Here is a 22,941-nt window from a genome sequence, read left to right as displayed (position 1 = left end):
CGAAGGTCTCGTGCAGGTCGGCCATGCCGCGCTCGTCGGCGCGCTCGACGAAGAGGCGGGCGGCCATGCCCTCCAGCGCCGCGCAGACGGTGATCATCTCGATGATCTCCGCCTTGGTCTTGCGCACCACGAAGATGCCGCGCCGGGGCATGGAGCGGATGAAGCCCTCCTGCTCCAGCAGAGCCATGGCCTCGCGCACCGGGGTGCGGCTGACGCCCAGCGCCTCGCAGAGCTGGCGCTCGTCGAGGCGGATCTCGCTCGGCCCGCCATAGATGTCCATCTGGGTGATGGCCTGGCGCAGCGACTGGTAGGCCTTGGCCTTGAAGCTCATCCCCTGATCCAGGGGTGCGACCGAGAAACTCATCGTCTGCATTGGCGTTCCCGTCCCTGACTCTTCTTTCCCCTCGCGTGGGAGGGCCCCCGGCTGAAGGGGTCTGGGCCGCGGTTTCGTTGCCCCGGAGAAGGGAAGCGGCTTGGATTGGTGATACGGTATACCAGATACCACTAGCCCGCAAGCGATTATGTTCGCTCAGCGAATTGTTTCACGAGCGCACAGGGAGTGCGGGGAGAATGTCGCGCAGGGGTTGCGGGGAGGGCTGACGCTTCCCCCACCCCGGCCCTCCCCCGCTGGGCGGGAGAGGGCTAGGGAGGGGGCAAAAGTCCGCGCCTCACCGCGGCGGCGCGATCACCGCGACGGCTCCGGGCCGTACGCGGAAGCGCGCCGGGGTGTGGGTGGTGATGTCGCCGTCCGTGTTCACGGGGCGGCGGTGGCGGGTGGTGATCTCCACCTCCTGCCCGTACCAGGCGTGAACGTTCTTCCAGTGCCCGTGCCGGCCGCGCCGGAAGTCCGGGTACAGCAGGGGCCACTCCCACCAGCCGCGCAGGTCGATGCTGTAGACGTCCAGCTGCCCGTCGTCGGGGGCGGCGTTCTCCTGCACGGTCATGCCGCCGCCGTAATGGCGCCCGTTGCCGACTCCGATCTGCACCGACTTGACGCGGTGCCGCGTCCCGTTGATGCGGATCTCGGCGCGGAAGGGCGCCATGCGCCGCGCCACGCGGAAGGCCGCCACGGCGTAGCCGAACACGCCCCAGCGCCGCTTCATCTCGCGCGTCAGTTCGCGGGCCAGCTCGACGCTGAGCCCGATGCTGGCGACGTTGAAGAAGGCCACGCCGTTGACCTCGCCCAGGTCGATTCGGCGGATCGGGCCGCTGACCGCCAGCTTCGCCGCCTCCCGCACATCCAGCGGGATTCCCAGCGTGCGCGCCAGATCGTTCGCCGTGCCCATCGGCAGGATGGCGAGCGGCAGGCCGGTGTCGGCCAGCGCCGGGGCGGCGGCGTTCATCGTGCCGTCACCGCCCCCGATGATGACCATGTCCACCGAGTCGGCATGGTCGCGGATCGCCTCGGCGATGTCCTCCCGCTCGCGGCACTCGGCGCGGATCAGGGTGACGCCCGCCTTCGCGGCCTCCTCCCGGATGTCGTCGAGCGCGCGCCGCCCCTGGCGGGCCTTCCCGTTGACGATCAGCAGCGCACGGCGTCGGTCGGCGCTCAGCGTCGGCCTCCCACCTCGTCGAGATGCTCCAGCAGGCTGGCCGGGTCCTCATAGACGCGGAAGGCGCCGGCCCGCTCCAGCTCGTCCTGCCCGTAGCCGCCGGACAGCAGCCCGATGCTGAGCGCGCGGGCGCGCCGCGCGGCCAGGATGTCCCACACGCTGTCGCCGACCACGATGGCCGACTCGATGGGCACGGCCAGCCGCTCCGCCGCGGCCAGGAACAGGTCAGGGTCGGGCTTGGCGTATTTCACCTGATCGCGCGTCACCACCGGTATCCTGTCGGGGTCGACGCCCAGAGCCTCAAGGCCGGAGCGCGCCGTCTCGATCCGCCCGCTGGTCGCAATGGCCCAGGGGATGCCCGCCGCCGTCAGGTGGGACAGCAGCTCCTGCGCGCCGGGCAGCGGGCGGACGCGCCCGGCCAGCCCGCGGAACGCCTCGGCATGGCGGCGGCGCAGCCGTTCCAGAAGCTCCGGGCTGATGGCGAGGCCGGTCTCACGCAGCAGCATGTTGGCGAACAGGCCGCCGCTCATGCCGATCTTGCGGTGGATGCGCCAGACCGACAGCTCGATCCCCTCATGGTCCAGCGCCTCCTGCCAGGCCAGCACATGCTGGTAGACGCTGTCGATCAGCGTGCCGTCGAGGTCGAACAGGAAAGCCGTGTTGATGCGGTCCATGGCGTGTGTCCCCAAGGCTGAATCCCGCTCCGGCGGAGCCGGCCCCAGTGAGTTGGTGCCGGGCCTGCTGCGCCGCAACGTCCCCCCGGCGGCAATTCTGCGCCCCCGCCGGGAACGGGGCGCGGCGGAACATCGCGGCCGGTTCCGCGTCAAGCTCATGCTGCCCCTCGGGCGGCGCATTGCAACGATAGGCGCAACGACAGGCGCAACAGCGGGGAGCGGACGGCCTTGGCACAGCGAGAGGACGCGAACGGGAATCGGCGCTGGTCCATCGACCGGATCACGCTCGGCCTCTGGCTGCTCGGCCTGCTGGCCGCCCTGGCCGTCCTGTGGGGCCTCGGCGCCGCCGCGCCGGTGCTCATCCCGCTGGCCGGGGCCTTCTTCGTGGCGGTCGCCGTGGCGCCGGTCGGGCGCTGGGTGCGCGACCGGGTGCCGCCGCGGCTGGCCTTGCTCGGCCCGCTCGCCGCCATGCTGACGGTGCTGCTGGTGCTGGCCGTCTTCGCCGGGGGCCTGTGGTTCATCGGCCAGCGCGTGGCCGGCGAGGTGCCGCGCCACGCCGAAGAGCTGCAACGCCTGTGGGGGCAGGCGAACGGCTGGATCGACGGGCTGCGCGAGCGGTTTCTCGGCAATTCCAGCAGCAGCGACTCCGGAGGCGGCGGGGCGGAGGCGCTGTCCGGCCTCGTCGCGTCGGTGCTGACGGCGGCCCGGGAAGCCGTCTCGACGGTGGTCATCGTCCTCTTCCTCGCCCTGCTGATGCTGGTCGAGGCGCCGGTCTGGCGCGAGAAGATCGTCAAGACGCTGGGGCCGGAGCGCTGCGCCACCACCGTCACCGCGGTCACCGCCATCGCCCAGCAGTTCCGCCGCTTCCTGCTGGTCAGCACGACGCTGGGGCTGATCACCGGGGCGCTCTACATCGGCTGGCTGTCGCTGTTCGGGATCGACTTCCTGTTCCTGTGGGGCTTCCTGGCCTTCCTGCTGAACTACATCCCGGTGATCGGGTCGGTGGGAGCGGCCACCCTGCCCGTTCTGATGGCGCTGGCCCAGAGCGGTTCGTCCACCGCCCTGATGGTCGCCGGCGGGCTGCTGGTGATCGAGCAGGTAATGGGCAACTTCATCGGCCCGCGGCTGGAGGGCAAGCAGCTCGCCATCTCGCCCCTGGTGATCGTCAGTTCGCTGCTGCTGTGGAGCTGGCTGTGGGGGGCCGCCGGGACCGTGCTGGCGGTGCCGATGACCGTCCTGATCGCCATCGCGCTCAGCCACATCGACGCGCTGCGCCCCTTCGCCTTCGTGCTCAGCGACAAAAGCGACCGCCGCCGCTTCGAGGCGCGCACCCGGCCCGAATAACGCAGCGCTGTTTTCCGTTGTTTTTCTGGCGCCCCCCTCTCTTGACAGGTTTCCCGGCCCTCCCCACGTCTCCGAGACCTGTGATCCGGGCCCCTCTGGCGACTTAGACGTGGTCGCGATGTCGGATCTCTTCACCTGCTCTTGCGCCGACGGGCGTGACCGCACTTGGAGGGACTGAATGCTCCCATGGACCCGCGATCCCCAGACCTCTCCCACACCCTCCACATCTTTCCGGCCCCCTCCGGACGCCGCCGCCCATCCAATGGGCGACGCACCGGGGCACGGCCGGACCATCCCTCAAACCACCGAGAGCACGAGCACCGCCATGGACCAGACCGAACGCCAGATCATTGACGACCTCTTCGCCAAGCTGCGTCAGGCCGAGGCCCAGTCCGGCCCGCGCGACCCGCAGGCCGAAGCCCACATCCGCGACACCATCGCCCGCCAGCCGGGCGCGCCCTACCTGATGGCCCAGGCCATCGTCATGCTGGAGCAGGCGCTGGCCGCCTCGCAGAACCAGAACCAGGAGCTGGAGCGCCAGCTTCAGGAGCGCCCGGCCGCGGCGGCCGGCGGCGGCGGCATCTTCGGCGGCCTGTTCGGCGGCGGCGGCGCCAAGCCTGCCCCCGCCCCGCAGCAGCGCCCCGGCGGCTCGCCCTGGGGCCAGGCCCCCGGCGCCGCCCCGGCCTACGGCGACCCGCGCGTCGCCGCCTACGCCCAGCAGCCGCAGCGGGCCGGCGGCGGCTTCATGGCCGGCGCCATGCAGACCGCCATGGGCGTGGCCGGCGGTATGCTGATCGGCAGCGCGCTGTCCAGCGCCTTCTCCGGCGGCGGTGAGGCCATCGCCCAGGAGGCCCAGGGCGCCGTCGATCAGGTGGCCGAGGAGATCCCCAGCGAAGAGGATTCGTGGGGCGGCTTCGGCGGGGACGAGGAGGAATTCTGATCCCGCGGGGACCGGCCGGGCGGGCTCCCCCCAACGCCCGGCCGGTCCCCGGCCTCTTTCCCATAGGATAAGCGGACCGGAAATTATCGTTCGCGGTCCCGTCCGCGACACTTTCCCGCCGCCGGACCGCCCCGGCGCTCATCTCCTTGCTTTTTGCAGGCCGGCCAACCGTCCGTCTTGCCAGCATTTTCATGCGCATCTAGTTTCCTTCAAGAGAACAGCCCGTCGCTTCCCCGCCCGACCATGCAGGGGTGAAGCACAGGGCAAGGAAAAGCGGACACGCCGTACCACCGCACGGCGCGCGGACCTCTTCCGCGCGCAACGCCCGAGCTTTGCGTCCCGGTGATTTCCGCTTTTTCAAAAAGAAAAAATTTGGAGGAAGCCGTGCAACTGTTCGACCATCCCGATTTCGACGACCATGAGCAGGTGGTCTTCTGCTCCGACGCCGCGTCCGGCCTGCGCGCCATCATCGCCATCCACGACACCGCGCTCGGCCCGGCGCTGGGCGGTTGTCGCATGTGGCCCTACGCCAGCGACGAGGAGGCCCTGCGCGATGCGCTGCGCCTGTCGCGCGGCATGACCTACAAGTCGGCCCTGGCCGGCCTGCCGCTGGGCGGCGGCAAGTCGGTCATCATCGGCAACCCGCGCACGGACAAGAGCGAGGCGCTGCTGCGCGCCATGGGGCGCCACGTCGAGCGGCTGGGCGGACGCTACATCGTCGCCGAGGATTCCGGCACCGGGGTCCCCGACATCAAGACCATGGCGCTGGAGACCGCCCATGTCTCCGGCGTCGTCGAGAAGGCGACCGCAAGCGGCGGCACGCGTAGCGGCGACCCTTCCCCCTCAACCGCCTACGGCGTCTTCGTCGGGCTCCGCGCGGCGGTGCGCCATCGCCTGCACCGCACCGACCTGGAGGGGCTGACCGTCGCCATCCAAGGGGTGGGCAGCGTCGGCGGGCATCTCGCCCGCTATTTGGCCGAGGCCGGGGCGCGGCTGTGGGTCGCCGACATCGACGAGGCGCAGGCGCGGCGCGTGGCCGACCGCGTCGGCGCCACGCCGGTGTCCGCCGACGCCATCTTCGATCTGGAGGTGGACGTCTTCGCCCCCTGCGCGCTGGGCGCCGTTCTGAACGACGCCACGATCCCGCGGCTGACCGGCCCGGTCGTCGCGGGCGCCGCCAACAACCAGCTCGCCGAGGCCCGGCACGGGCAGGCGCTGGCCGACCGCGGCATCCTCTACGCCCCCGATTACGTCATCAACGCCGGCGGGGTGATCGACGTTCATTACGAGCGCGCCGGTTACGACCACGGCCGCGTGATGAGCCACATCGAGCGGATCGCCGACACGCTGACCGAGATCTTCGCCCGCGCCGACATAGAGCGCAAACCGACCGCCGCCGTGGCCGACCGCATGGCCCGCCAGCGCGTGGGGCGCGCACGCTGATTTGGGCTGGTCAGCGCCCCGAGGCCAGCGCGGGGAAGGCGTCCAGGATGCCGGTCAGCAGGATCTGGACGCCGACGCAGAACAGCAGGAAGGCGAACAGCCGCGTCAGCACGCGGGCGCGGGTGTGGCCGAGCAGCGCCACCAGCCGGTCGGCGGAACGGTAGGACAGCCAGATCAGCAGCGCGATGGCCAGCGCCGCCGCCGACACGCCGATGAAGAATTCGGCGAGCCCCTCTGTGCCTCTGGGGCGGGTGGCGCCGAGCGCGATGGCGACGGAGATGGTGCCGGGGCCGGTGGTGAAGGGAATGGTCAGGGGGAAGAAGGCCGATTCCCCGACATCGGATTCCCCGGCATCCTCCGCCGGTGCGGCCTGCTCCTGCTTGCGGGCCTCGTGGGCTTCCGGCGCGCTCAGCAGCGCCCAGGCGCGCTCCGCCACCACGAAGCCGCCGGCGATCCGCAGCGCCGCCAGCGAAATGCCGAAGAAATTCAGCACATAGGACCCCGCCCACAGGGCCGTCAGCATGACGATGGCCGAATAGACGGCGACCAGCGTGGCGAGTTGCACCCGCTCGCCGTGGCTGCGCTCCGCCGTCACTTGGCTGAAGATCAGCGCCATGGCGATGGGGTTGACGATCGAGAACAGCGCTGTGAAGGCGAGAAGGAAGCTGTCGAACATGGGACGGGCCGGCCTGTGCCTTGGCGGTTCGCTGGGCTCACCGCCGTGGTACAGCGCGGCCCGTTCCTTGGCAAGGCGCTATGATTTGCGGATCCCATTGTTCAGGCCCCATTGTTTAGAGGGAAGACACGACGCTCTTGCCGTTCGACCGGCAAGACGGCCACACTCCCCCCTAGCGGGGAAGGCTTCGAGACATAATGCCGGAGGGGTTGCGATGAGTCCGCGAACACGGCGGTGGGTTCTGGCTCTTGTGATGACCGGGCTGCTCCCGATCCTGCCTGCGCGGGCGGAAACGCCGGCCCAGTTCCGGGCGGCGGTGTCGCAGATCGCCTACGCCGATCCGGGCACGGGCAAGACGGTGCCGATCCTGTTGCTCTACCCGACGCGCGATCCCGTCCAGCCGATCCGGCGCGGCCCCTATCACCTGAACGTCGCCCCGGAGGGCGGGCCGGCGCTGAATTCCATGCCGCTGGTGATGATGACCCAGGGACCGGCGCGCAACGGGCTGGCGATGGTCAGCGTCGCCCTGTTCCTGGCGCGCCGCGGGATGATGACCGCCATCGTGACCCATCTCGGCGGCATGGAGCCCGGCGCCGATCCCGGAACCGGCAGGGGCGACCGGGTCGGCACCGTGCCGCTGTGGCCGGAACTGCCGCTGCAGCTCCGCGCGGCACTGGACGCCGTGCTGGCCTCCTCGCCCATGGGCTTCCGGGTGGACCGGCAGCGCATCGGCGTGCTCGGCTACGCGGCCGGGGGCCATGCGGCGCTGGCGGTGGCGGGCGGGGTCGCCGAACCGGGGCGGCTGGCCCAGGTCTGCACCACCCATCCGGACAATAGCAGCCTCTGCCCGGCGGGCGCCAAGACCACCGCCGCGGCCGCCCCGAAGCGGCTGGAAGCCGCCACCGACTCCCGCATCCGGTCGCTGCTGCTGATGGACCCGGTCGGTGCGCTGTTCGGGGACGGCGCGCTGTCCCGCGTCACCGTCCCGGTGCGGCTGTACGAGGCGGAGAAGGGCGACGAGAGCGGCGCCCTCCAGGTGGCGCGGGTGCGCGGCCTGCTGCCCCGGCCGCCGGAATACGACCTCGTCCCCGGCGCCGGCCACTACGCCTTCCTGACGCCGGTCCCGGCCAGCGCCGCCGCCCGCTTCGGCGCGACGGTGCAGGACCCGCCGGGCTTCGACCGCGCCGGCTTCCACGCGCGGCTGAACGACGAGGTCCTCGACTATTTCCGGCGGACGCTGAACGCCGCGCCCTGACCCACCAGGGCCGGAACGCCCCCAACACCTGCCAACCATCAAGAAAAACGGAAACGCACCATGACGACGATGACCCTGAAGGACGCCCTGGCCGAGATTCTGGACCCGCGGGACCGGACCGTGGTGGATGTCGGCTGCGGCGACGGGGCGCTGACCCGCCATTTCGCGGGACTCGGCGCCCGGGCCATCGGCATTGAGATCAGCGAGGGCCAGCTCGCCCGCGCCCGCAAGGCGGAACCGGTGGCCGGCGCCGACTACCGCGTCGGCAAGGGGGAGGCGCTGCCGCTGGCCGACGCGTCGGTGGACGCCGTCGTTTACTCCAACAGCTTCCACCACCTGCCGCTGGCGGTCATGGCCGACGCGATGGCCGAGGCGGCGCGGGTCCTGAAGCCCGGCGGCACGTTGGTGGTGGTGGAGCCGATCGCCGAGGGCGCCTATTTCGAGGTCATCCTGCCCATCGAGGACGAGACGGAGGTGCGCGCCGCCGCCTACGACACGCTGAAGCATCCGCCGCTGCCGCTGCAGGCGGTGGACGAGACGGTCTACGGCACGGTGGTGCGCTACCGCGACGCCGATCATTACCTGACCCACGTCACCGCCGTGGACCCGGCGCGGCGCGAGCGCCTGCCTCCGGTCGAGGCCGAGGTCCGCCGCCGCTTCGCCGCCAGCGGGCGGATCGACGCGGAGGGGATGACCAAATTCGACCAGCCGATGCGGCGCATGGTCTTCAAGAGGCTGTCTTAAGCAGGACCCGCTTGGCAGCGATACGGCGGCGTGACAGCATGAGCGCCGCCGTTTGGTCACAGGCGCGCCATCGCGCGTCCGGGGCATAGTGGAGCGGCGTCACTCCATTCAAAGGTCGAAGACCATGCCACGCCCCGCCCTGTCCCGCCCTGCCCTGTCCCGCTCCAGCTTGTTTGCCACCGCCCTGATCCTTCCGGCGGCCTTGTTTCTGACCGGTTGCGGGGTGGTGGTCGCCACCGTGGACACGGCGGCCAGCGTCGCCGGGTCCGCGGTCAGCGTCGCCGGCGACGTGGTGTCGGCCACGGCCCATGTGGCGACCGCGCCCTTCCGCGGCGGCGATAGCAAAGACGATGAATAAAGCTCAGCGCTGGAACAGGCGGCGCCACCAGGGGCTCTGCCGCCGCGCCAGCTCGGTCACCAGGATGCGGCATTGGTCGCGCATCGCCTCGTAGGCAGCGACCTCGGCCTCGCGGTCGCGGCGCAGGCCGTCCAGCGTGCCGGTCAGCCGCTCCAGCCGTTTCTCCAGCTCCACGCCGGTCCGGCGCTCCCGCTCCAAGGCCGTTTGCGCCTCCTCGCTGCGGCGTTCCGCCGCCTCGATGCGCTGACGGAAACCGCGTTCCCGCGCCTCCGTGTCGGCGATCAGCCGTTCCACGAGGTCGCCGATGCGCTTGCGCTCCGCCTCCCGGTCGGCCTGGAGCCGGTCCAGAGCCACCGCGTGGGACAGGCGCAGGGCGGCGATCTCAGAATTCACCGCGGACAGCCGGTTCTCCGCGTCCTGAAGCGCACGGGCCATGCCCTGCTCGCGCGCCGAGGTTTCGGCGATCAGCGTCTCGACGAGTTGATTGATGCGGTCGCGCTCCGCGTCGCGATCGCCTTGGAGGGTCCCGACCTCCCCGGAGCGCACCCGCTCCACCTGCCCGATGGCCTCGCGCCAGCGTTCGCGTTCGGAGGCGTGCTCGGCGATCACCCGCAGCCGTTCCGCCCGTTCGCTGTCCGCCGCGGCCTCGGCCTTGGCGATCTGTTCGCCCAGCGTCGCGACCTGGTCGCCATAGACGCGCAGGAGTTGCGTGGTTTCCTCCGACGGCGCCTTTGCCGCGCGCTGACGGGTGGTCCGCTTGGCCGGCGCCGCGGGCGGAGGCGTCGTATCCTCGGCGTTGGAGAGCGGCATCATCTCGGTCATCGCGGCTTATCCTGACAGTCGGGCCTGCACCGCCACAGTAGCGCGTCCGGCGCGCCGCGCACAGGGACCTTTTTCCATAGGCCAGGACAGGGAGACAGCCGGCAAAAGCGGAGCCGAGAATTCGTCCTGTATTTTCACGGCTTTCGCCGGCAAATTTCCCAAAATCATTTCTGTTAACGGGTTTTAAAACCGCTTTAACGCCGACTCCCGTCTCTCGCCAAGGTATTAACTCCAACGATTGACAGTACGGATTTCGATTGGTTTTTTGAATGATGTTTGCAGGCGCGAAAAAAGACTTTTCCTAAAAAGCAAATCAATCGCCCTGGCCGATCCGATTCTGCGGAGAACCCCATGCGTGCTGTCCTGGTTGAACCAAATCCGTTGATCGCCGACGCGCTCGGCCGTCAGCTCGGCATGGGGAAGATCCGCTACGACCGCCAGGACTGGGCCGGGCTGGAGGAGCTTCTGCGGGAGCAGGGCGCGGACGGGCTGGGCTACGACGCCATCGTCCTGGGCGGCGTCGATGACCCGGCGCGCTGCGTGGCGGCGCTGCGGGCGCATCAGGTCGGGGCGGCGATCCTCTGCCTGCTCGACCGGCGCTGCGTGACGACGACGGTGGAGCTGCTGCACGCCGGGGCCGACGACGTGCTGGTCAAGCCGGTGGTCAGCGCCGAGGTGCGGGCGCGCATTGAGGTGGCGCGGCGGCGCTCGCGCGGCCTGCTGAGCAACGCGGTGCGGGTGGGCCGGCTGACGGTGTTCCTCGACGGGCGCGACCCGGACGTCGATGGCGAGCGGCTGCGGCTGAGCCAGCGCGAGCACGCCATCCTCGGCGTCCTGGCCGCCCATCACCGCCGCGTCGTCTCCAAGGAGCACATCTACGACGAGGTCTACGGCCTGTCCGGCGCCGACCCGCTGGACAAGGTCATCGACGTCTACATCTGCAAGCTGCGCAAGAAGATCGCCGAAGCCACCGGCGGCGCCCGCTACATCGAGACCGTCTACGGCCGCGGTTACAAGTTCGAGGCCCCGCCCGAGCATGAGGACCCTGCCCCGGCCCTGCCGGCGCGCCGCGTGTTGCCGGGCTATGTGGGGTTCGGGCGCGGGGTTGGCGAGGCGCGGCTGGCGGGGTGAGGGGGAATTGGGGGCCCGGCGCGACCACCTCCCACGCCCTACCCAGACCAGTCCGCGCTGAGCGCCTCCTCCTCCAGGTCCAGCCACGCCCCGGCCAGCGGTCCGACCGTCAGGTCGCCGCCCAAGCCCGCGTCGCCCATGGCGCCGGCGAAGCCGTCCTGCATGTCGGCCAGCGCGGCGGAGGACAGGCCGCCGCCGGTCTGCAGGGTCACGTCGAACCGCCGCCCCTCCCCCGCCGCAACGAGCTGCACCGCCCCCAGCGCCGGCAGCCGCATCTGCAGGACCAGCGCGCTTCCCGTCTGAAGGTCCGCCCCGTCGGATATGGCGCAGAGCAGACCGCGGCAGCCGCCCGCCGCCGTGCCGTCCATCACGGGGATGCTCATCACCCGCCACTCCCGGCCGTCGGCGGTGCGGCGGTGGCGTGGCGCCAGCGCCAGGTCGAGGTCGTCCAGCAGGGCGCCGCCGTCGAGCTGCTCCAGCAGGCGGCAGCGCTTCGGCCCCAGCCACGCCCGCGCGCCGTTGGCGGTCGCCGCCAGGAAGAAGGCCAGCCCGAGACCGAAAGTGGAATCGCAGCGCGGCAGCCCGCCGCGCAGCTCCTGCGCCGCCCGCGGCTCCAGCGCCTCCACCACCGCCAGCAGATGGCCAACCTCGGCGACCGCGTCCGGCATCAGCACACCCATCGGTAGACGACTCAGTAGACCACGGCGTCCGCTTCGTCCGATTGCGGAAGGACAATCGCACCGTCGTCGGCCATGGCCTTGGCGACCTGCACGATCTCCGCCTGCGCCTCGTTGACGTCGCGCATGCGCACCGGCCCCATGTTCTCGATCTCGTCCTGGAGGATCATGCGGGCGCGCTCGGACAGGACGGACAGGAAGTGGTCGCGCTGCAGCGCCTCCGCCCCCTTCAGCGCGATGGCGAGCTGGCCGGTGTCGCAACGCCGGATCACCGCCTGGAGCGACACGCGGTCAAGCCGCAGCAGATCCTCGAAGGTGAACATGAGCTGGCGGATGCGGTGGGTCGAATCCGGCATCACCGCGTCCAGGTCGGTGAAGATGTCCGCCATGGTGTCGCGGTCGATGCGGTTGAAGATGTCGGCCATCCGCTCGTGCGTGTCGGCGCCGTGGGTGCGGGCGTAGTTCGCCATGAACTCGTTGTGCAGGATGGATTCGATGTCCAGCAGCACCTCGCGCTGCACGGATTCGATCTGGATCATCCGCTCGATCACCTCCAGCCGCAGCGCCGGGGCCAGCAGCGGCAGCACCTTGGCGGCGTGGTCGCTGCGCATGCGGGACAGGATGACCGCCGCCGTCTGCGGGTACTCGCCGGCCAGATAGGTGGCGAGCACGGCCTCGTTCACGTTGGACATCTTCTCCCACATGGTGCGGCCGGCCGGGCCGCGGATCTCCCCCATGATCTCCGACACGCGGTCGTCGGGCAGGAAGCGGGAGAGCATGCGCTCCGTGCTGTCGTAGGAGCCGACGACGGAGCCGGTGTTGGCGAAGCGCTCCGTGAAGCTGCGCAGCAGCGCCTCGACGAGGTTGGAGGTGACGTTGCCCAGGCTGGCCATGGCGCGGCTGACCATGCGGATCTCGTCGTCGTCGAGCTTCTCCATCAGGCGGGAGCCGCGTTCCTCGCCCAGCGCCAGGAAGATGACCGCGGTCCTCTCCGACCCGCTCAGGCTCTTGAAATTGTCTCGGATCTTGATCGGCATGCCCATGCTGGCACCTCAGAAGAAGCGGTCGGCGGTCAGGGTGGAGTGGTCGGAATCGTCGTCCCGTTCCAGCGGGCGGTCGCCCTGCAGGCGGTCGTGACGGAAGGCATTCGCCAGGACGCTGCCGGCGACCAGCACCATGCGGTGCGGCACCAGCGGGTTCGGGTCGAGCGCGTTCAGAAGCGTGACGACGGCCGTCTCGTCGTCCACCGTGACGCCCCGCCGTCTGGCGAAGGCGGTCACGCTGTCGGCCATCCCCGACGCCCCGGAGGGGGGTGCTGTGGGAGGCGCCGACAGGCCGGCGGAGGGAACGGCGGGCAGCAGCCGGGGCTCGGTCATCGCGTCAGGTTCCCCCATAGGAGCGGATCAGGCTGTTGGCGATCAGGAACCAGCCGTCGGTCAGCACGAAGAAGATGATCTTGAAGGGCAGCGCGATCATCACCGGCGGCAGCATCATCATGCCCATCGCCATCAGCACCGCCGCCACCACCATGTCGATCACCAGGAAGGGCAGGAAGATCAGGAAGCCGATCTCGAAGGCGCGGCGCAGTTCCGACAGCAGGAAGGCCGGGACCAGCACGCGCAGGTCGGCGGTGGCCGCCGTCTTCGGCTGCTCCGCCTCCGGCTTGCCGGTGAAGCCGACGAAGGCCGACAGGTCCTTGTCCCGCACCTGGGAGGCCATGAAGTTGCGGAAGGGCTCGACCATCCGCTCCAGCCCCTGCTCCTGGGTCACCTGCTCGTTCAGCATGGGGCGCAGCCCGTCCTGCCACGCCGCGTCGAAGACCGGTCCCATGATGTGGAAGGTCAGGAACATGGCGAGGCTGATCAGCACCATGTTCGGCGGCGACTGCTGAAGCCCCAGCGCCGAGCGCAGCAGCGACAGCACGACGATGATCCGGGTGAAGGAGGTCGCCATGACCAGCAGGCCCGGCGCCACGCTGAGCACCGTCAGCAGGACGATGCCCTGGATGACGCGCCCGGACAGCGACCCGCTCTCCCCCGTGGCGCTGCCGAGCGCGCTGCCGATGGAGGACAAGTCCAGCCCGCCGCTCTGTGCCCAGGCCGCCGCGGGAAGCAGAACGGCGAGGACGAGGGCAAGGGCGGGCGGAAGCAGGCGTCGGATCATGGTGGGAACCCGGTGGGTGCGGTGCCGAGGGGTTTCAATCGATGGCCAGATCGGTGCGCACGATCTCGGTCAGCGTGACGCCCAGACGCTGATCCTCGACGATCACCACCTCGCCGCGGGCGACCAGACGGTGGTTCACCAGGACCTCCACCGGCTCGTCCACCTTGCGCTCCAGCTCCACCACGGCGCCGCGGCCGAGCTTCAGGAGCTGCGCCACCAGCATGCTGGTGCGGCCCAGAACGACCTGCACGTCCACCGGGACGTTGTAGATGGCGTTCATCGATCCGCCGGCCACGGCCGCGGCGGGGATGCCGGCGGCGTCCTTCTCGCCGGGCTTGGCGTCGTCTTCCAGAACGTCGAGGTTCAGTGGGGCCATGATGCGGTGCTTTCCGTGTCGGTGAAGAGGTCATGTTCGGTGGACAGGGCGGCCAGCGCGCGGTCGCACAGGCCGTCGACGGCGCGCTCCACCGCGGCGGGGTCGTAGCGCAGGCCCCCGGCCTCCCAGGCGGCGTCGAGCCCGCCGGGCGGCAGGGACGGGTCGGCGACGACCTCCAGCGAGCCTTTGAAACCAAGGGAGTCAGGGTCGGCCAGCTTGGCGCGGACGGGCTCCGCCAGAGCGGGATGGACGCGCAGCCGCAGCCGCGGCGAGCCGCCGGCCAGCCGCAGGGCGTCCATGGCGAGCCGGTCGGTCTCCGCCGCACCGATGCGCTCCAGCAGCGCCGGGGCGAGGCGGCGGACGAGCGCCAGCATCACCGCCGACCCTTGCGCCTCGACCCCGCGCAGGGCGTCGGCGAAGCGGTCGTCCAGCGCGGCCAATTGCTCGTCGAGGTGGGAGAGCGCCTGCGCCAGAGCGGCGTCGGTGCGCGCGGCGGCCTCCGCCGCCCCCTCGCGCCGGCCCTGCTCCACGCCCTCGGCGAAGGCGCGGACTTCGGCGCCGTAGACGGCGGCCTGGAGATGGCGTTCGGAATGGACAATCTCGTCGAGCGGATCGACGGGGTCTGGCTCGGGAGGGGCGCCGAACTCCGCCGCAGCCTGCGCCGCGGCCTGGGCCGTGCTGTCGAAGCGCAGGTCGAAGCGGTAGCGCGGGTAGCCCATCAGACCGCCTCCTCGTAGAGCCAGGAGCGGAGGATGTCGATCGCCTCGTCGGGATACTGGTCGACGATGTCGCCCAGCCGGCGGATCGAGGAGGCGCGCACCCGGCCCTCCACCGTGCGCAGCTCGATGAGTTGGTCCATCGTCTCCTCGATGCCCGGCAGCGCCGCGGTTGCCGGATCGCCCGCGTCGGTGAGCTGCGCCGCCTGCATGGCGGGATCGCCGCCCATGGCCGGGCCGGTGAGCTGCGGCATCGCCCCTCCCGCGGTCAGCGCCGGGGCGGCGGTTTCCGCCGCCGCCGGTTCCGGCGCCGGGAAGACGCGGCGGATCAGCGGGCGCAGCCCCAGCACGATCAGCAACCCGCAGAGCACCAGCAGGATCACCCACTGGATCAGCGTCATCACGTTGCGGCTGAGCGTGTCGACGATCTCCGCCATCGGCTCGCGGGCGCCCAGCTCGGGGGCGAGGTTGACGAACTCCAGGTTGTCGACCGTGACCCGGTCGCCGCGCGCCTCGCTGAAGCCCATGGCGGAGCGCACCAGCTCGGTGATGCGCTGCAACTCCTCGGGCGAGCGGCCCTCGTAGCTGCGGGTGCCGTCCTGCGCCGTCGCCCAAGTGCCGTTGACCAGCACGGCGACGCTGACCCGGCGGATGTCGCCCGGCTCGATCACGGTTTCGCGGGCGACGTTGGAAATCTCGTAATTGATCGTCTCCTCCTGGCGTTTGGAGTCGGAGGAGGAGCGGTTGTTCTGGGCCTGGGCGCGGACCTCGCGCTGCGGCAGGTTCTGCTCGGCGGTGACCGGCGGCTCGCCCGTGCTGTCCAGGCTGCGGTCCTGCTCCTGCACCGTCTGGGTGGAGCGGACGACTTGACTGTTCGGGTCGAAGCTCTGGCTGCGCACGACCTCGCGCTTGGTTTCGACGTCGACAGCAACCTGAACGCGAACATTGCCCTGCCCGAGCCGCGCCACCAGCATCTGCTCGATGGCGCGGGAGATGCGCGTCTCGTGGCCGGCGCGCAGCCCGTCCACCTTCGCCGAGGACCGGGCGTCGCCGTCCTCCTCGGTCAGCAGCACCTCGCCGGAGGCGTCGAGCACGGTGACGGCGCTCGGCTTCAGGTTGGGCACGGCGGCGGAGACGAGGTGGCGGATGGACAGCGCCTGCCGCCGCTCCAGCGGCGCCCGGCCCCGCATCCGCACCACGATGGAGGCGGTGGGCGTGGGGGCGGCGCGCGAGAACTCCTCGCGGTCGGGCAGAACGATGTGGACGCGCGCCGCCTCAATGCCGGACAGCGTCTCGATGGTGCGGGCCAGTTCGCCTTCCATGGCGCGCAGCCGGTTCATCCGCTGCATGAAGCTGGTGATGCCCAGCGGCTTGTCGGTGTCGAACAGCTCGTAGCCGATGCCGCCGCGCGACGGCAGGCCCTTCTCGGCCAGCAGCATGCGCAGCCGCGGCACCTCGGCCTCCGGCACCTGGACGGCGGTGCCGTCGAAGGCGGCGGACACCGGCACGCCCATGGCCTCCACCGCCTTGACGATGCGCCCGGCCTCCGCCGGTTCCAGACCGGTGTAGAGCGGCGTCATGTGCGGCCGCGACAGCAGAACCGCCATGGTGGCGACCGCCAGGACGATGCCGACACCCGTGCCGGCCAGCACCAGAAGGCGCGTGCGCCCAAGCGTCCGCAGATTGTCGATCAGTCCCGTCACGACACCCGCACCTTTAAAGTTTCCGAAAAGCGGGGACCGTAATGTTCACCCCGTGAGCCTTCACAACCTACCGGGATGACTTTTAAGCGGAGTAAAAGCCGCGAAGATAGACCGGAAGGAAGTCGCTAAAACTTGATCGTTTAAAACAGTATCTCAAATTTTCGGTATTTTGGAGGCGCCGGCCGCGATGAATACAGATGCTGGAAAGGCAAGGACGGGAACGCCGGGCCGGCAGCGGATGTACGTCATCGTGCTGCCGCTGGCCCGGCTGGCGCTGGGGGCGGCCGCCCTGTGCGGCGTCGCCGCGGCCGGGTTCGGCGGCTACTGGATGGCCGTGGGGCCGGACGGGGTGGCGCGGCTGTTCGAGGGCACGCCCATCGTAGAGCCCGCCCAGGCGACGCTCGACCTGCCGGAACTGCTGGTGAACCTGCGCCCCGACACGCCGTCGCGCTTCATGAAGATCGGGGTGACGCTGGCCCTGGCGCCCAAGGACCGCGGCCGGGTGGAGGAGGCGATGCCCCACCTCGTCAACGCCCAGCAGGAGTTCCTGCGCAACCTCGACCAGCACGACCTGCGCGGTTCCGCCGGCCTGCTGCGGCTTCGCGAGGAGCTGCGCCGCCGCTTCAACCTGATCCTCGGCCCGGACACGGTGTCCGACGTCCTGCTGCGCAGCCTTCTCACCCAATAGCCGACCCAGAGGAACGGATGAGCACTCCCATCGACACGGACGACGGCGGCGAAAACGGCGGCACTGGGGACGATCTGGACTGGGGCCTGGACGCCGGCTCCGGTGAGGCCGAGGCCGCCGCCCTGATGGCCGACACCAAGGAGCTGAGCCAGGAGGAGATCGACCGCCTGCTGAACTTCGCCGTCGGGCCGCAGACGGAATCCGCCGGCCAGACCCGCGCCATCGAGCGGCTGATCAGCACGACGACGGTCAACAAGGACCGGCTGCCGATGCTGGACGTGGTCTTCGACCGCATGGTCCGGCTGCTCAACACGTCGCTGCGCCAGTTCTCCTCGACCAGCGTGGAGGCCAGCCTGCTGCGCATCGACTGGCTGCGCTACAACGAGTTCCTCGACACCATCGAGCTTCCGGCCCTGGTCGGCGTCGCGCGGGCGGAGCAGTGGGACAACCACATCGTCGTGTCGGTGGACAGCGCGCTGATCTACTGCATGATGGACGTGCTGCTGGGCGGACGGCGCAGCCGCGCCCGGCGCATCGACGGGCGCACCTACACCTCCATCGAGCGCAAGATCACCGAGCGGCTCATCCGGGTCATCCTTCAGGACCTCAGCCAGTCCTTCGACCCGATCACGCCCATAGACTTCACCTTCGACCGGCTGGAGACGAACCCGCAATTCGCCACCATCACCCGCGCCACCAACGCGGTGATCCGCGTGCGCATCGCGGTGGAGGTGGAGCGCCGCGTCGGCCACGCCGAGGTGGTCATCCCCTACGCCACGCTGGAGCCGGTGCGCGGCAAGCTGGTGCAGACCTTCATGGGCGAGAAGTTCGGCCACGACACGGTGTGGGAAAGCCACCTGAAGGCCGAGCTGATGCGGGCCAAGCTGGACCTTGTCGCCGTGCTGCAGCAGACGCAGGTCTCGCTGGGCGAGGTGCTGAACTGGGAAAAGGGCACCTCGCTGAAGCTGCGCATCGACCCCGACGCGCCGGTGGTGCTGCAAAGCAAGACCACCCCCCTCTTCGCCGGCCACATGGGCCAGCGCAACGGCAACATCTCCGTCAAGATCGACACCGACCTGGAGACCAAGCAGGAGCTGATCGATGGTCTCATTCCTCATTGACGCCGTCCTGGCGATCATGCTCGTCACCGCCACGGTGTTCCTGGTGATCGTCAACAAGCGGTTGAAGGTGATGCGCTCCAGCCAGGCCGAGATCGGCGCGCTGATCGGCACCTTCTCTAAGACCATCGACGAGACGGAGGCCTCGGTGCAGCGGCTGGTCGCCGCCGCGACGGAGGCCTCGGCCAAGCTGTCCGACGGGCTCGACCGCGCCAAGGGCGTGACCGAGGAGGCGGCGCTGGTGCTCGGCTCCTGCGAGCGGGCGTCCAAGCGCATCGAGGCGTCCGTGCAGGAGGCCCGCGCCCTGGTCCGCCGGCTGGAGGACGGCCCGGCGCCGCGCCCGCGGCCCCGCCCGGTGCCACCGCCCGCCGCCATGGTGGAATCGGTGCCCACTCCCGCGCCGGACAGCGACGCGCCGGAGGATGAAGACGGCTTCCGCCCGATGCGCGTCGCCGCGCTGGCTGGCGCCGCCGCACGACCGGTGAATGAGTCGCCGCACGCCCCGGAGGCCGCCCCGATGGCCGTCACCGAGACCGCCGAATCCACCGTTGACATCGGCGGCGCGCGGCAGCAGGCCGCCAACGCCTTCTACGCCCGGCTGCGGGCCATCGGACCGGAGCGCTGAGCCATGCTGCGCGTGCTTCCCATCACACTGGTGGCGATCCTGATGGTGCTGCCGCTCAAGCTCGGCTCGCTGATGGAAGGGCTGCCGGTGGTCGCCCAGCAGTTCGACCGCGAGTTCGGCAAGCATGAGCGCCCCTGGGCCAAGGACCTAAAGGGCGACGCGGAGTCCTCCTCCCCGGACGCCCCGCCAGCGCCGGCCCCCGCCCTGGCCGCGCTGCCGATGACCGCAGCGGCTCCGCCCGCCGACGCCGCCCTGCCCGTGGCGAGCTGCACCGATCCGGCCCTGCGCGCCGCCATCGCGGAGCAGAAGGCCGACGTGACCGCCCGCACCCGCCATCTCGGCGAGGCCGAAGCGGTGCTGACCGCCGCCGAGACCCGCGCCACCGCCCAGATCCAGAAGCTCAGCGCCATCAAGCGCGACGTGGAAGCGCTGATGCAGCAGCGCTCCAACCTCCAGGCGGAGGATCTGAAGCGCATGGTGACGATCTACGAGACGATGAAGCCGCGCGACGCCGCGCGCATCTTCAACGACCTGGAAACCGACATCATCATCGACGTGCTGGACCGCATGGCCGAGCGCCGCTCCGCCCCGATCATCGCGGAGTTGGAGGACGGCAAGGCGCGCGAGGTCACCCGCCTCGTCCTGCAACGCCGCGCCCTGCCCGGCGACCGCCCGCCGCCGCCCGCCCCGCTGCCCGTCCGCCTGATGCAGACGCCGACGAATTGAACCCGGCCCCCGCTGCCAAACACGCGGTTCTCTCACCAAGAGACATCATGCCCAGCCTTCCCGACGTCATCGCCGCCCCGCCGCCCCGCCCCGCCCGTTCCGCGGAGGCGACGGCGGCGCCGTCCCCCGGAGCGCCGGGCGAGCGCGAGGCGTCCGGCACGCCCTTCGCCGACCTGCTGGACGACGCAGCGGGACGCAGCGGAGCCGATGCGGACGGCGAGCCCGCCGACCACGCCGAGACCTCCGCCCAGAGCGGCGGCGCGCCGGCCGGAGCCGACGCCGCTCTGGCCGCACTCCTGCCGCTGCTGAGCGCACCGCCGCCGGCGACAGTGCCGGGCCTTGCGGACTCCGGCTTGGTGCCGGAGGCCCTGCCCGCCGCCAACGGTCTTCCCCTGGTTCCTCCCGTCGCGACACCCCCGGCGGAGACCGCCACGGCGCCCCAGCCTGCGGTCCCGGCCCAACCCGGTGCGCAACCGCCAGCCGCGGTGCTCGCCGCCGCGGCAGGACCGGCGATCCCGGATGCCCCGCCCGACGGAATGACGCCGGAGGCCACGGCCGACAGCACGCCGCCCGCCGCCCCGGCCGTTCCGTCGCCGGCCTCCAACGCCAAGCCGGACTCGGCACCGCTGTTCCAGGCCGCAGAGCCCGCGGCACCCGCCAAGGCGGACGCGCCGCAGGCTCCCTCCCCCCAGGTTCAGCAGGCGATGGCCCAAGCGGGCGGCAACGCCGCGTCCAACGGCGGCACCGGCCAGAATTCCGGCCAGGGCCGTGGCAACCCGTCCGCCGGAGCAGAGGCGCTGTCGGCATCCTCCGCCCTGACCGACCCCGCCGGGACGCCGCCGCTGCCCGCCGCCCTGGCCCCGCCGGCCGCCCACGCGGTGGCCCATTACGCGGCGCATCCCGGTGACGCCGCCGCGGCGCGGCTGCCCGCCGCCCAGGTGGCCGGCCAACTGATGCGCGTCGTCGAGGCGGGCGGCGGGGAGTTCCACATCGACCTGAAGCCGGAGGAGCTTGGCCCCGTCCGCGTCGTCGCCGAGTTGAGCGGCGCCCGCGTCTCCCTGCATGTCCAGGCCGAAAGCCCGGAGACGCTGGCCCTGCTGCGCCGGGACATCCATCATCTGGAGCGCGCGCTGTCCGACGCCGGGTTCGAGCTGGACGGCGGCACCCTGAACTTCTCGCTGCGCGGCGACGGCGAGCCGCGCGGCTTCGCCTTCTCCGGCCAGGGCGACGGGACGGGCGGACGGGAGGACGGCCCCGGACGGGCCTTCCGTCCCGCCGATCCCATCGGCGCCCTGCCGCCGGAACGCGCCGCCCGCCCCATCGACGGCCTCGTCGACATCTCCGTCTAGCCGCAAGGACCCGCCATGACCACGACCGCGGCCACCAACACGGCCACCACCCCCCCCTCCGCCGCCGCGAAGAAGCAGACGGTGGATTACGAGGCGTTCCTGAAACTGCTGACCGCGCAGCTCCGCAACCAGGACCCGCTGTCACCCATGGACGCGACCCAGTTCATGACGCAGCTCGCCCAGCTCTCCACGGTGGAACAGGGCGTGCAGACGAACCAGACGTTGGGGCAGGTGCTGGACACGCTGAAGAACAGCGGCATGCGGCTGGACATGGCCTATCTGGGGCGCAAGGTCGAAGCGGCGTCGGACCGCATCAGCCTGTCGGAGGGCAAGGCGGAAATGGCCTACGCCATCGACGGGGCCGCCGCGTCGGTGAAGATCGAGGTGGTGAACGACGCCGGGCAGGTGATCTACAGCGCCCCGGGCAGCCCGAAGACCGGCCGGCAGACCTTCACCTGGGACGGCAAGCGCAGCGACGGCGCCACCGCCGCGGACGGCAGCTACCTCGTGCGCGTGACGGCGAAGGACAAGGCCGGCGCGTCGCTGACCACCGCCACCGTGACGACCGACACGGTGAAGGAGGTGCGCAGCGTCGACGGCGAGACGCAGTTCGTCCTGAAGGGCGGCGCCGTCGTGAAGGGCACGGACATTCTGTCCGCGTCGTAAAATCCGTCTTCAACAAACGAAAACCCCTTCTTCCGGTCTCGGAAGAAGGGGTTTTTCGTTGTGATCCGGCGCGTCACTTCGCCGACACGGTTCCGGTCCAGCCGGGCTCGACGCCCTTCATGTCGGGAAGCCGGTGGGCGATGCCCTTGTGGCAGTCGATGCAGGTCCGCTCACCGGTGAACAGGTAGGTCTCGTGCATCTTGGCCGCCCGCGGGTTCTGGCGGGTGATGTCCATGGATTCCGCGCTGTGGCAGTTGCGGCATTCCAGGGAATTGTTGGATTTCAGCCGGTCCCATTCGTGGGTGGCCAGTTCCAGCCGCTTGTCGAGGAACTTCTCGCGGGTGTCGATGGTGCCGAAGATCTTGCCCCAGACCTCCTTCGAAGCCTGCATCTTGCGGCCGATCTTCTGCGTCCAGTCATGCGGGACGTGGCAGTCCGGGCAGGTGGCGCGCACGCCGGAGCGGTTGGTGAAGTGGATGGTCTGCTTCAGCTCCTCGTAGGGGTTGTTCTTCATCTCGTGGCAGGAGATGCAGAAGGCCTCCTTGTTGGTGACCTCCAGGGCGGTGTTGAAGCCGCCCCAGAACATCACGCCGGCCAGGAAGCCGCCCAGCGTCAGGAAGCCCAGGCTGAAATGCACGCTGGGCCGCGAGAAGACGCGCCAGAAGCGTCCGGCGAGACTCAGAAGGCCCTTCATTTGGCGCCTTCCTTTCCGCCGGCCTTTCCGCCCGCCAGGATGCTGTCGATGTCGCGGAAGCGGTTGCCGGTGATCGGCTGGGCGTCGGTCTGCGGCACGTGGCACTGGGTGCAGAAGTAGCGCCGCGGGCTGACCGCGCCCAGCGTCTGGCCGTCGCGGTCCTGGAAGTGGGTGACCGAGATCATCGGGGCCTGCGAGCCCTCGGTGTTCTTGCGGTCATGGCAGGTCATGCACTTGTTGATGTTCAGGTCGATCTGGTAGTCGCGGATCGCGTGCGGGATCAGCGGCGGCTGGTCGGCGTAGTTCCGCGCCCGCTTGTGATCGTCGGTGATCTCCTTCGCCATCGGATCGGCGGGGATCTCCTGGGTGATCGGGTGCGGGCCGGAGGGAACCTTCGCGGGGGCGGCCCCGTCCGCGGCGAACACGCCGGACACCAGGAGCGGCATGGCCGCGGCCAGCGCGAGGGCGGCAAAGGTGATGCGGGTCTTCATGGACGGGCT

General features: G+C 70.5%; 27 protein-coding genes. 13 read left to right on the top strand and 14 right to left on the bottom strand.

The genetic code is table 11. The features are described 5' to 3' along the window. The 3 genes from DS837_RS25985 to DS837_RS25975 all read right to left on the bottom strand — a co-directional run. The coding region (locus DS837_RS25985) for a GntR family transcriptional regulator (protein WP_149167382.1) at window positions 1–373 on the bottom strand (373 nt) is incomplete at its 3' end. Window positions 374–668: 295 nt separating this feature from the next. Further along, window positions 669–1,553 carry a lipid kinase gene (locus DS837_RS25980; protein ID WP_149167381.1) on the bottom strand — a complete coding sequence of 295 codons (885 nt, stop codon included), beginning with the start codon at window positions 1,551–1,553 and terminating at the stop codon, window positions 669–671. Further along, complete coding sequence (locus tag DS837_RS25975) at window positions 1,550–2,227, bottom strand: HAD family hydrolase (RefSeq protein WP_149167380.1); 678 nt, start codon at window positions 2,225–2,227, stop codon at window positions 1,550–1,552. Before DS837_RS25975 ends, DS837_RS25980 begins: the two co-directional genes overlap by 4 nt. Before the next feature lie 228 nt (window positions 2,228–2,455). Here DS837_RS25975 and DS837_RS25970 point away from each other — a divergent pair, with 228 nt between their 5' ends. The 3 genes from DS837_RS25970 (at window position 2,456) to DS837_RS25960 (ending at window position 5,954) form a co-directional block, all read left to right on the top strand. Continuing rightward, window positions 2,456–3,571, top strand: a complete 1,116-nt coding sequence (locus DS837_RS25970; protein ID WP_149167379.1) for an AI-2E family transporter — start codon at window positions 2,456–2,458, stop codon at window positions 3,569–3,571. 325 nt (window positions 3,572–3,896) lie between these two features. Next, window positions 3,897–4,511 (top strand): DUF2076 domain-containing protein, encoded by a 615-nt coding sequence (locus DS837_RS25965; protein WP_170295978.1) that lies wholly within the window; start codon window positions 3,897–3,899, stop codon window positions 4,509–4,511. A gap of 384 nt (window positions 4,512–4,895) precedes the next feature. Next, window positions 4,896–5,954: a Glu/Leu/Phe/Val dehydrogenase dimerization domain-containing protein gene (locus DS837_RS25960; RefSeq protein WP_149167378.1), complete on the top strand. Its 1,059-nt coding sequence runs from the start codon at window positions 4,896–4,898 to the stop codon at window positions 5,952–5,954. 10 nt (window positions 5,955–5,964) lie between these two features. Here the strand turns inward: DS837_RS25960 and DS837_RS25955 are convergent, their stop codons facing one another. Further along, the gene (locus tag DS837_RS25955) at window positions 5,965–6,630 is read right to left on the bottom strand and encodes a MarC family protein (protein WP_149167377.1); all 666 of its coding nucleotides are present in this window, start codon (window positions 6,628–6,630) and stop codon (window positions 5,965–5,967) included. Window positions 6,631–6,883: 253 nt separating this feature from the next. Here DS837_RS25955 and DS837_RS25950 point away from each other — a divergent pair, with 253 nt between their 5' ends. The 3 genes from DS837_RS25950 to DS837_RS25940 all read left to right on the top strand — a co-directional run bounded on the left by DS837_RS25950 (window position 6,884) and on the right by DS837_RS25940 (window position 8,987). Beyond that, a complete protein-coding gene (locus DS837_RS25950) occupies window positions 6,884–7,885 on the top strand; it encodes an alpha/beta hydrolase family protein (protein ID WP_247890136.1) in 1,002 nt (333 codons plus the stop codon). A gap of 60 nt (window positions 7,886–7,945) precedes the next feature. Then, window positions 7,946–8,629: a class I SAM-dependent methyltransferase gene (locus DS837_RS25945; RefSeq protein ID WP_149167375.1), complete on the top strand. Its 684-nt coding sequence runs from the start codon at window positions 7,946–7,948 to the stop codon at window positions 8,627–8,629. A gap of 124 nt (window positions 8,630–8,753) precedes the next feature. After that, a complete protein-coding gene (locus DS837_RS25940) occupies window positions 8,754–8,987 on the top strand; it encodes a hypothetical protein (protein WP_149167374.1) in 234 nt (77 codons plus the stop codon). Between the two features lie 3 nt (window positions 8,988–8,990). On the opposite strand, the gene DS837_RS25935 is transcribed toward DS837_RS25940, so the two are convergent. Then, the gene (locus DS837_RS25935) at window positions 8,991–9,809 is read right to left on the bottom strand and encodes a coiled-coil domain-containing protein (protein ID WP_149167373.1); all 819 of its coding nucleotides are present in this window, start codon (window positions 9,807–9,809) and stop codon (window positions 8,991–8,993) included. A gap of 351 nt (window positions 9,810–10,160) precedes the next feature. On the opposite strand from DS837_RS25935, the gene DS837_RS25930 reads away from it, so the two are divergent. Next, window positions 10,161–10,940, top strand: a complete 780-nt coding sequence (locus DS837_RS25930; protein ID WP_149167372.1) for a response regulator transcription factor — start codon at window positions 10,161–10,163, stop codon at window positions 10,938–10,940. A gap of 38 nt (window positions 10,941–10,978) precedes the next feature. On the opposite strand, the gene DS837_RS25925 is transcribed toward DS837_RS25930, so the two are convergent. The 7 genes from DS837_RS25925 to fliF are packed head-to-tail and all read right to left on the bottom strand — an operon-like array spanning window position 10,979 to window position 16,575. After that, window positions 10,979–11,620 (bottom strand): hypothetical protein, encoded by a 642-nt coding sequence (locus tag DS837_RS25925; RefSeq protein WP_149167371.1) that lies wholly within the window; start codon window positions 11,618–11,620, stop codon window positions 10,979–10,981. A gap of 11 nt (window positions 11,621–11,631) precedes the next feature. Beyond that, a complete protein-coding gene (locus DS837_RS25920) occupies window positions 11,632–12,660 on the bottom strand; it encodes a flagellar motor switch protein FliG (RefSeq protein WP_014200129.1) in 1,029 nt (342 codons plus the stop codon). 9 nt (window positions 12,661–12,669) lie between these two features. Beyond that, window positions 12,670–12,993 (bottom strand): hypothetical protein, encoded by a 324-nt coding sequence (locus DS837_RS25915; protein ID WP_247890135.1) that lies wholly within the window; start codon window positions 12,991–12,993, stop codon window positions 12,670–12,672. A gap of 4 nt (window positions 12,994–12,997) precedes the next feature. Further along, a complete protein-coding gene (fliP, locus tag DS837_RS25910; protein WP_149167369.1) occupies window positions 12,998–13,780 on the bottom strand; it encodes a flagellar type III secretion system pore protein FliP in 783 nt (260 codons plus the stop codon). 34 nt (window positions 13,781–13,814) lie between these two features. Beyond that, window positions 13,815–14,156: a flagellar motor switch protein FliN gene (fliN, locus tag DS837_RS25905; protein WP_149167368.1), complete on the bottom strand. Its 342-nt coding sequence runs from the start codon at window positions 14,154–14,156 to the stop codon at window positions 13,815–13,817. Further along, the gene (locus DS837_RS25900; protein ID WP_149167367.1) at window positions 14,144–14,875 is read right to left on the bottom strand and encodes a FliH/SctL family protein; all 732 of its coding nucleotides are present in this window, start codon (window positions 14,873–14,875) and stop codon (window positions 14,144–14,146) included. Before DS837_RS25900 ends, fliN begins: the two co-directional genes overlap by 13 nt. Beyond that, window positions 14,875–16,575, bottom strand: coding sequence for a flagellar basal-body MS-ring/collar protein FliF (fliF, locus tag DS837_RS25895; protein ID WP_149167366.1), 1,701 nt, complete (start codon window positions 16,573–16,575; stop codon window positions 14,875–14,877). Before fliF ends, DS837_RS25900 begins: the two co-directional genes overlap by 1 nt. Window positions 16,576–16,762: 187 nt before the next feature. Here fliF and DS837_RS25890 point away from each other — a divergent pair, with 187 nt between their 5' ends. From DS837_RS25890 to DS837_RS25865, 6 genes are read left to right on the top strand one after another with little or no spacing between them, the layout of a single operon-like run. Next, window positions 16,763–17,263, top strand: a complete 501-nt coding sequence (locus DS837_RS25890) for a flagellar basal body-associated FliL family protein (protein WP_149167365.1) — start codon at window positions 16,763–16,765, stop codon at window positions 17,261–17,263. Window positions 17,264–17,280: 17 nt separating this feature from the next. Continuing rightward, window positions 17,281–18,384, top strand: a complete 1,104-nt coding sequence (gene fliM, locus DS837_RS25885) for a flagellar motor switch protein FliM (protein ID WP_149167364.1) — start codon at window positions 17,281–17,283, stop codon at window positions 18,382–18,384. After that, window positions 18,365–19,006 (top strand): DUF6468 domain-containing protein, encoded by a 642-nt coding sequence (locus DS837_RS25880; protein ID WP_149167363.1) that lies wholly within the window; start codon window positions 18,365–18,367, stop codon window positions 19,004–19,006. Before fliM ends, DS837_RS25880 begins: the two co-directional genes overlap by 20 nt. Before the next feature lie 3 nt (window positions 19,007–19,009). Then, entirely contained in the window at window positions 19,010–19,732 is a 723-nt protein-coding gene (locus tag DS837_RS25875; protein ID WP_149167362.1) for a MotE family protein, read from the top strand. A 47-nt stretch (window positions 19,733–19,779) separates the two neighbouring features. Further along, window positions 19,780–21,081, top strand: a complete 1,302-nt coding sequence (locus DS837_RS25870; RefSeq protein WP_149167361.1) for a flagellar hook-length control protein FliK — start codon at window positions 19,780–19,782, stop codon at window positions 21,079–21,081. A 15-nt stretch (window positions 21,082–21,096) separates the two neighbouring features. Then, window positions 21,097–21,747: a flagellar hook assembly protein FlgD gene (locus tag DS837_RS25865; RefSeq protein WP_149167360.1), complete on the top strand. Its 651-nt coding sequence runs from the start codon at window positions 21,097–21,099 to the stop codon at window positions 21,745–21,747. Between the two features lie 73 nt (window positions 21,748–21,820). Here DS837_RS25865 and DS837_RS25860 read toward each other — a convergent pair whose 3' ends face one another. Both DS837_RS25860 and DS837_RS25855 read right to left on the bottom strand, forming a co-directional pair. After that, window positions 21,821–22,441, bottom strand: coding sequence for a NapC/NirT family cytochrome c (locus DS837_RS25860; RefSeq protein WP_145626312.1), 621 nt, complete (start codon window positions 22,439–22,441; stop codon window positions 21,821–21,823). Continuing rightward, window positions 22,438–22,932 (bottom strand): nitrate reductase cytochrome c-type subunit, encoded by a 495-nt coding sequence (locus DS837_RS25855; RefSeq protein ID WP_109070348.1) that lies wholly within the window; start codon window positions 22,930–22,932, stop codon window positions 22,438–22,440. The genes DS837_RS25860 and DS837_RS25855 overlap by 4 nt, the downstream gene beginning before the upstream one ends. Window positions 22,933–22,941 lie beyond the last annotated feature (9 nt).

Origin of the sequence: Azospirillum brasilense (genome assembly GCF_008365405.1) — a bacterium.
Taxonomy (GTDB): Bacteria; Pseudomonadota; Alphaproteobacteria; order Azospirillales; family Azospirillaceae; genus Azospirillum; species Azospirillum brasilense_D.
The sequence above is the reverse complement of the archived record's forward strand: the minus strand, read 5'-3'. Positions and strand labels throughout refer to the sequence as shown.

Bases quoted from the DNA above. Each gene is read 5' to 3' on its own strand.
- DS837_RS25965 (WP_170295978.1), top strand. From the start codon at position 3,897: ATGGACCAGACCGAACGCCAGATCATTGACGACCTCTTCGCCAAGCTG.
- DS837_RS25890 (WP_149167365.1), top strand. From the start codon at position 16,763: ATGAATACAGATGCTGGAAAGGCAAGGACGGGAACGCCGGGCCGGCAG.
- DS837_RS25955 (WP_149167377.1), bottom strand. From the start codon at position 6,630: ATGTTCGACAGCTTCCTTCTCGCCTTCACAGCGCTGTTCTCGATCGTC.
- DS837_RS25930 (WP_149167372.1), top strand. From the start codon at position 10,161: ATGCGTGCTGTCCTGGTTGAACCAAATCCGTTGATCGCCGACGCGCTC.
- DS837_RS25950 (WP_247890136.1), top strand. From the start codon at position 6,884: ATGACCGGGCTGCTCCCGATCCTGCCTGCGCGGGCGGAAACGCCGGCC.
- DS837_RS25940 (WP_149167374.1), top strand. From the start codon at position 8,754: ATGCCACGCCCCGCCCTGTCCCGCCCTGCCCTGTCCCGCTCCAGCTTG.
- DS837_RS25935 (WP_149167373.1), bottom strand. From the start codon at position 9,809: ATGACCGAGATGATGCCGCTCTCCAACGCCGAGGATACGACGCCTCCG.
- DS837_RS25975 (WP_149167380.1), bottom strand. From the start codon at position 2,227: ATGGACCGCATCAACACGGCTTTCCTGTTCGACCTCGACGGCACGCTG.
- DS837_RS25865 (WP_149167360.1), top strand. From the start codon at position 21,097: ATGACCACGACCGCGGCCACCAACACGGCCACCACCCCCCCCTCCGCC.
- DS837_RS25870 (WP_149167361.1), top strand. From the start codon at position 19,780: ATGCCCAGCCTTCCCGACGTCATCGCCGCCCCGCCGCCCCGCCCCGCC.
- DS837_RS25855 (WP_109070348.1), bottom strand. From the start codon at position 22,932: ATGAAGACCCGCATCACCTTTGCCGCCCTCGCGCTGGCCGCGGCCATG.
- DS837_RS25860 (WP_145626312.1), bottom strand. From the start codon at position 22,441: ATGAAGGGCCTTCTGAGTCTCGCCGGACGCTTCTGGCGCGTCTTCTCG.
- fliN (WP_149167368.1), bottom strand. From the start codon at position 14,156: ATGGCCCCACTGAACCTCGACGTTCTGGAAGACGACGCCAAGCCCGGC.
- DS837_RS25900 (WP_149167367.1), bottom strand. From the start codon at position 14,875: ATGGGCTACCCGCGCTACCGCTTCGACCTGCGCTTCGACAGCACGGCC.
- DS837_RS25945 (WP_149167375.1), top strand. From the start codon at position 7,946: ATGACGACGATGACCCTGAAGGACGCCCTGGCCGAGATTCTGGACCCG.
- fliP (WP_149167369.1), bottom strand. From the start codon at position 13,780: ATGATCCGACGCCTGCTTCCGCCCGCCCTTGCCCTCGTCCTCGCCGTT.
- DS837_RS25875 (WP_149167362.1), top strand. From the start codon at position 19,010: ATGCTGCGCGTGCTTCCCATCACACTGGTGGCGATCCTGATGGTGCTG.
- DS837_RS25920 (WP_014200129.1), bottom strand. From the start codon at position 12,660: ATGGGCATGCCGATCAAGATCCGAGACAATTTCAAGAGCCTGAGCGGG.
- DS837_RS25925 (WP_149167371.1), bottom strand. From the start codon at position 11,620: ATGGGTGTGCTGATGCCGGACGCGGTCGCCGAGGTTGGCCATCTGCTG.
- DS837_RS25880 (WP_149167363.1), top strand. From the start codon at position 18,365: ATGGTCTCATTCCTCATTGACGCCGTCCTGGCGATCATGCTCGTCACC.
- fliM (WP_149167364.1), top strand. From the start codon at position 17,281: ATGAGCACTCCCATCGACACGGACGACGGCGGCGAAAACGGCGGCACT.
- DS837_RS25915 (WP_247890135.1), bottom strand. From the start codon at position 12,993: ATGACCGAGCCCCGGCTGCTGCCCGCCGTTCCCTCCGCCGGCCTGTCG.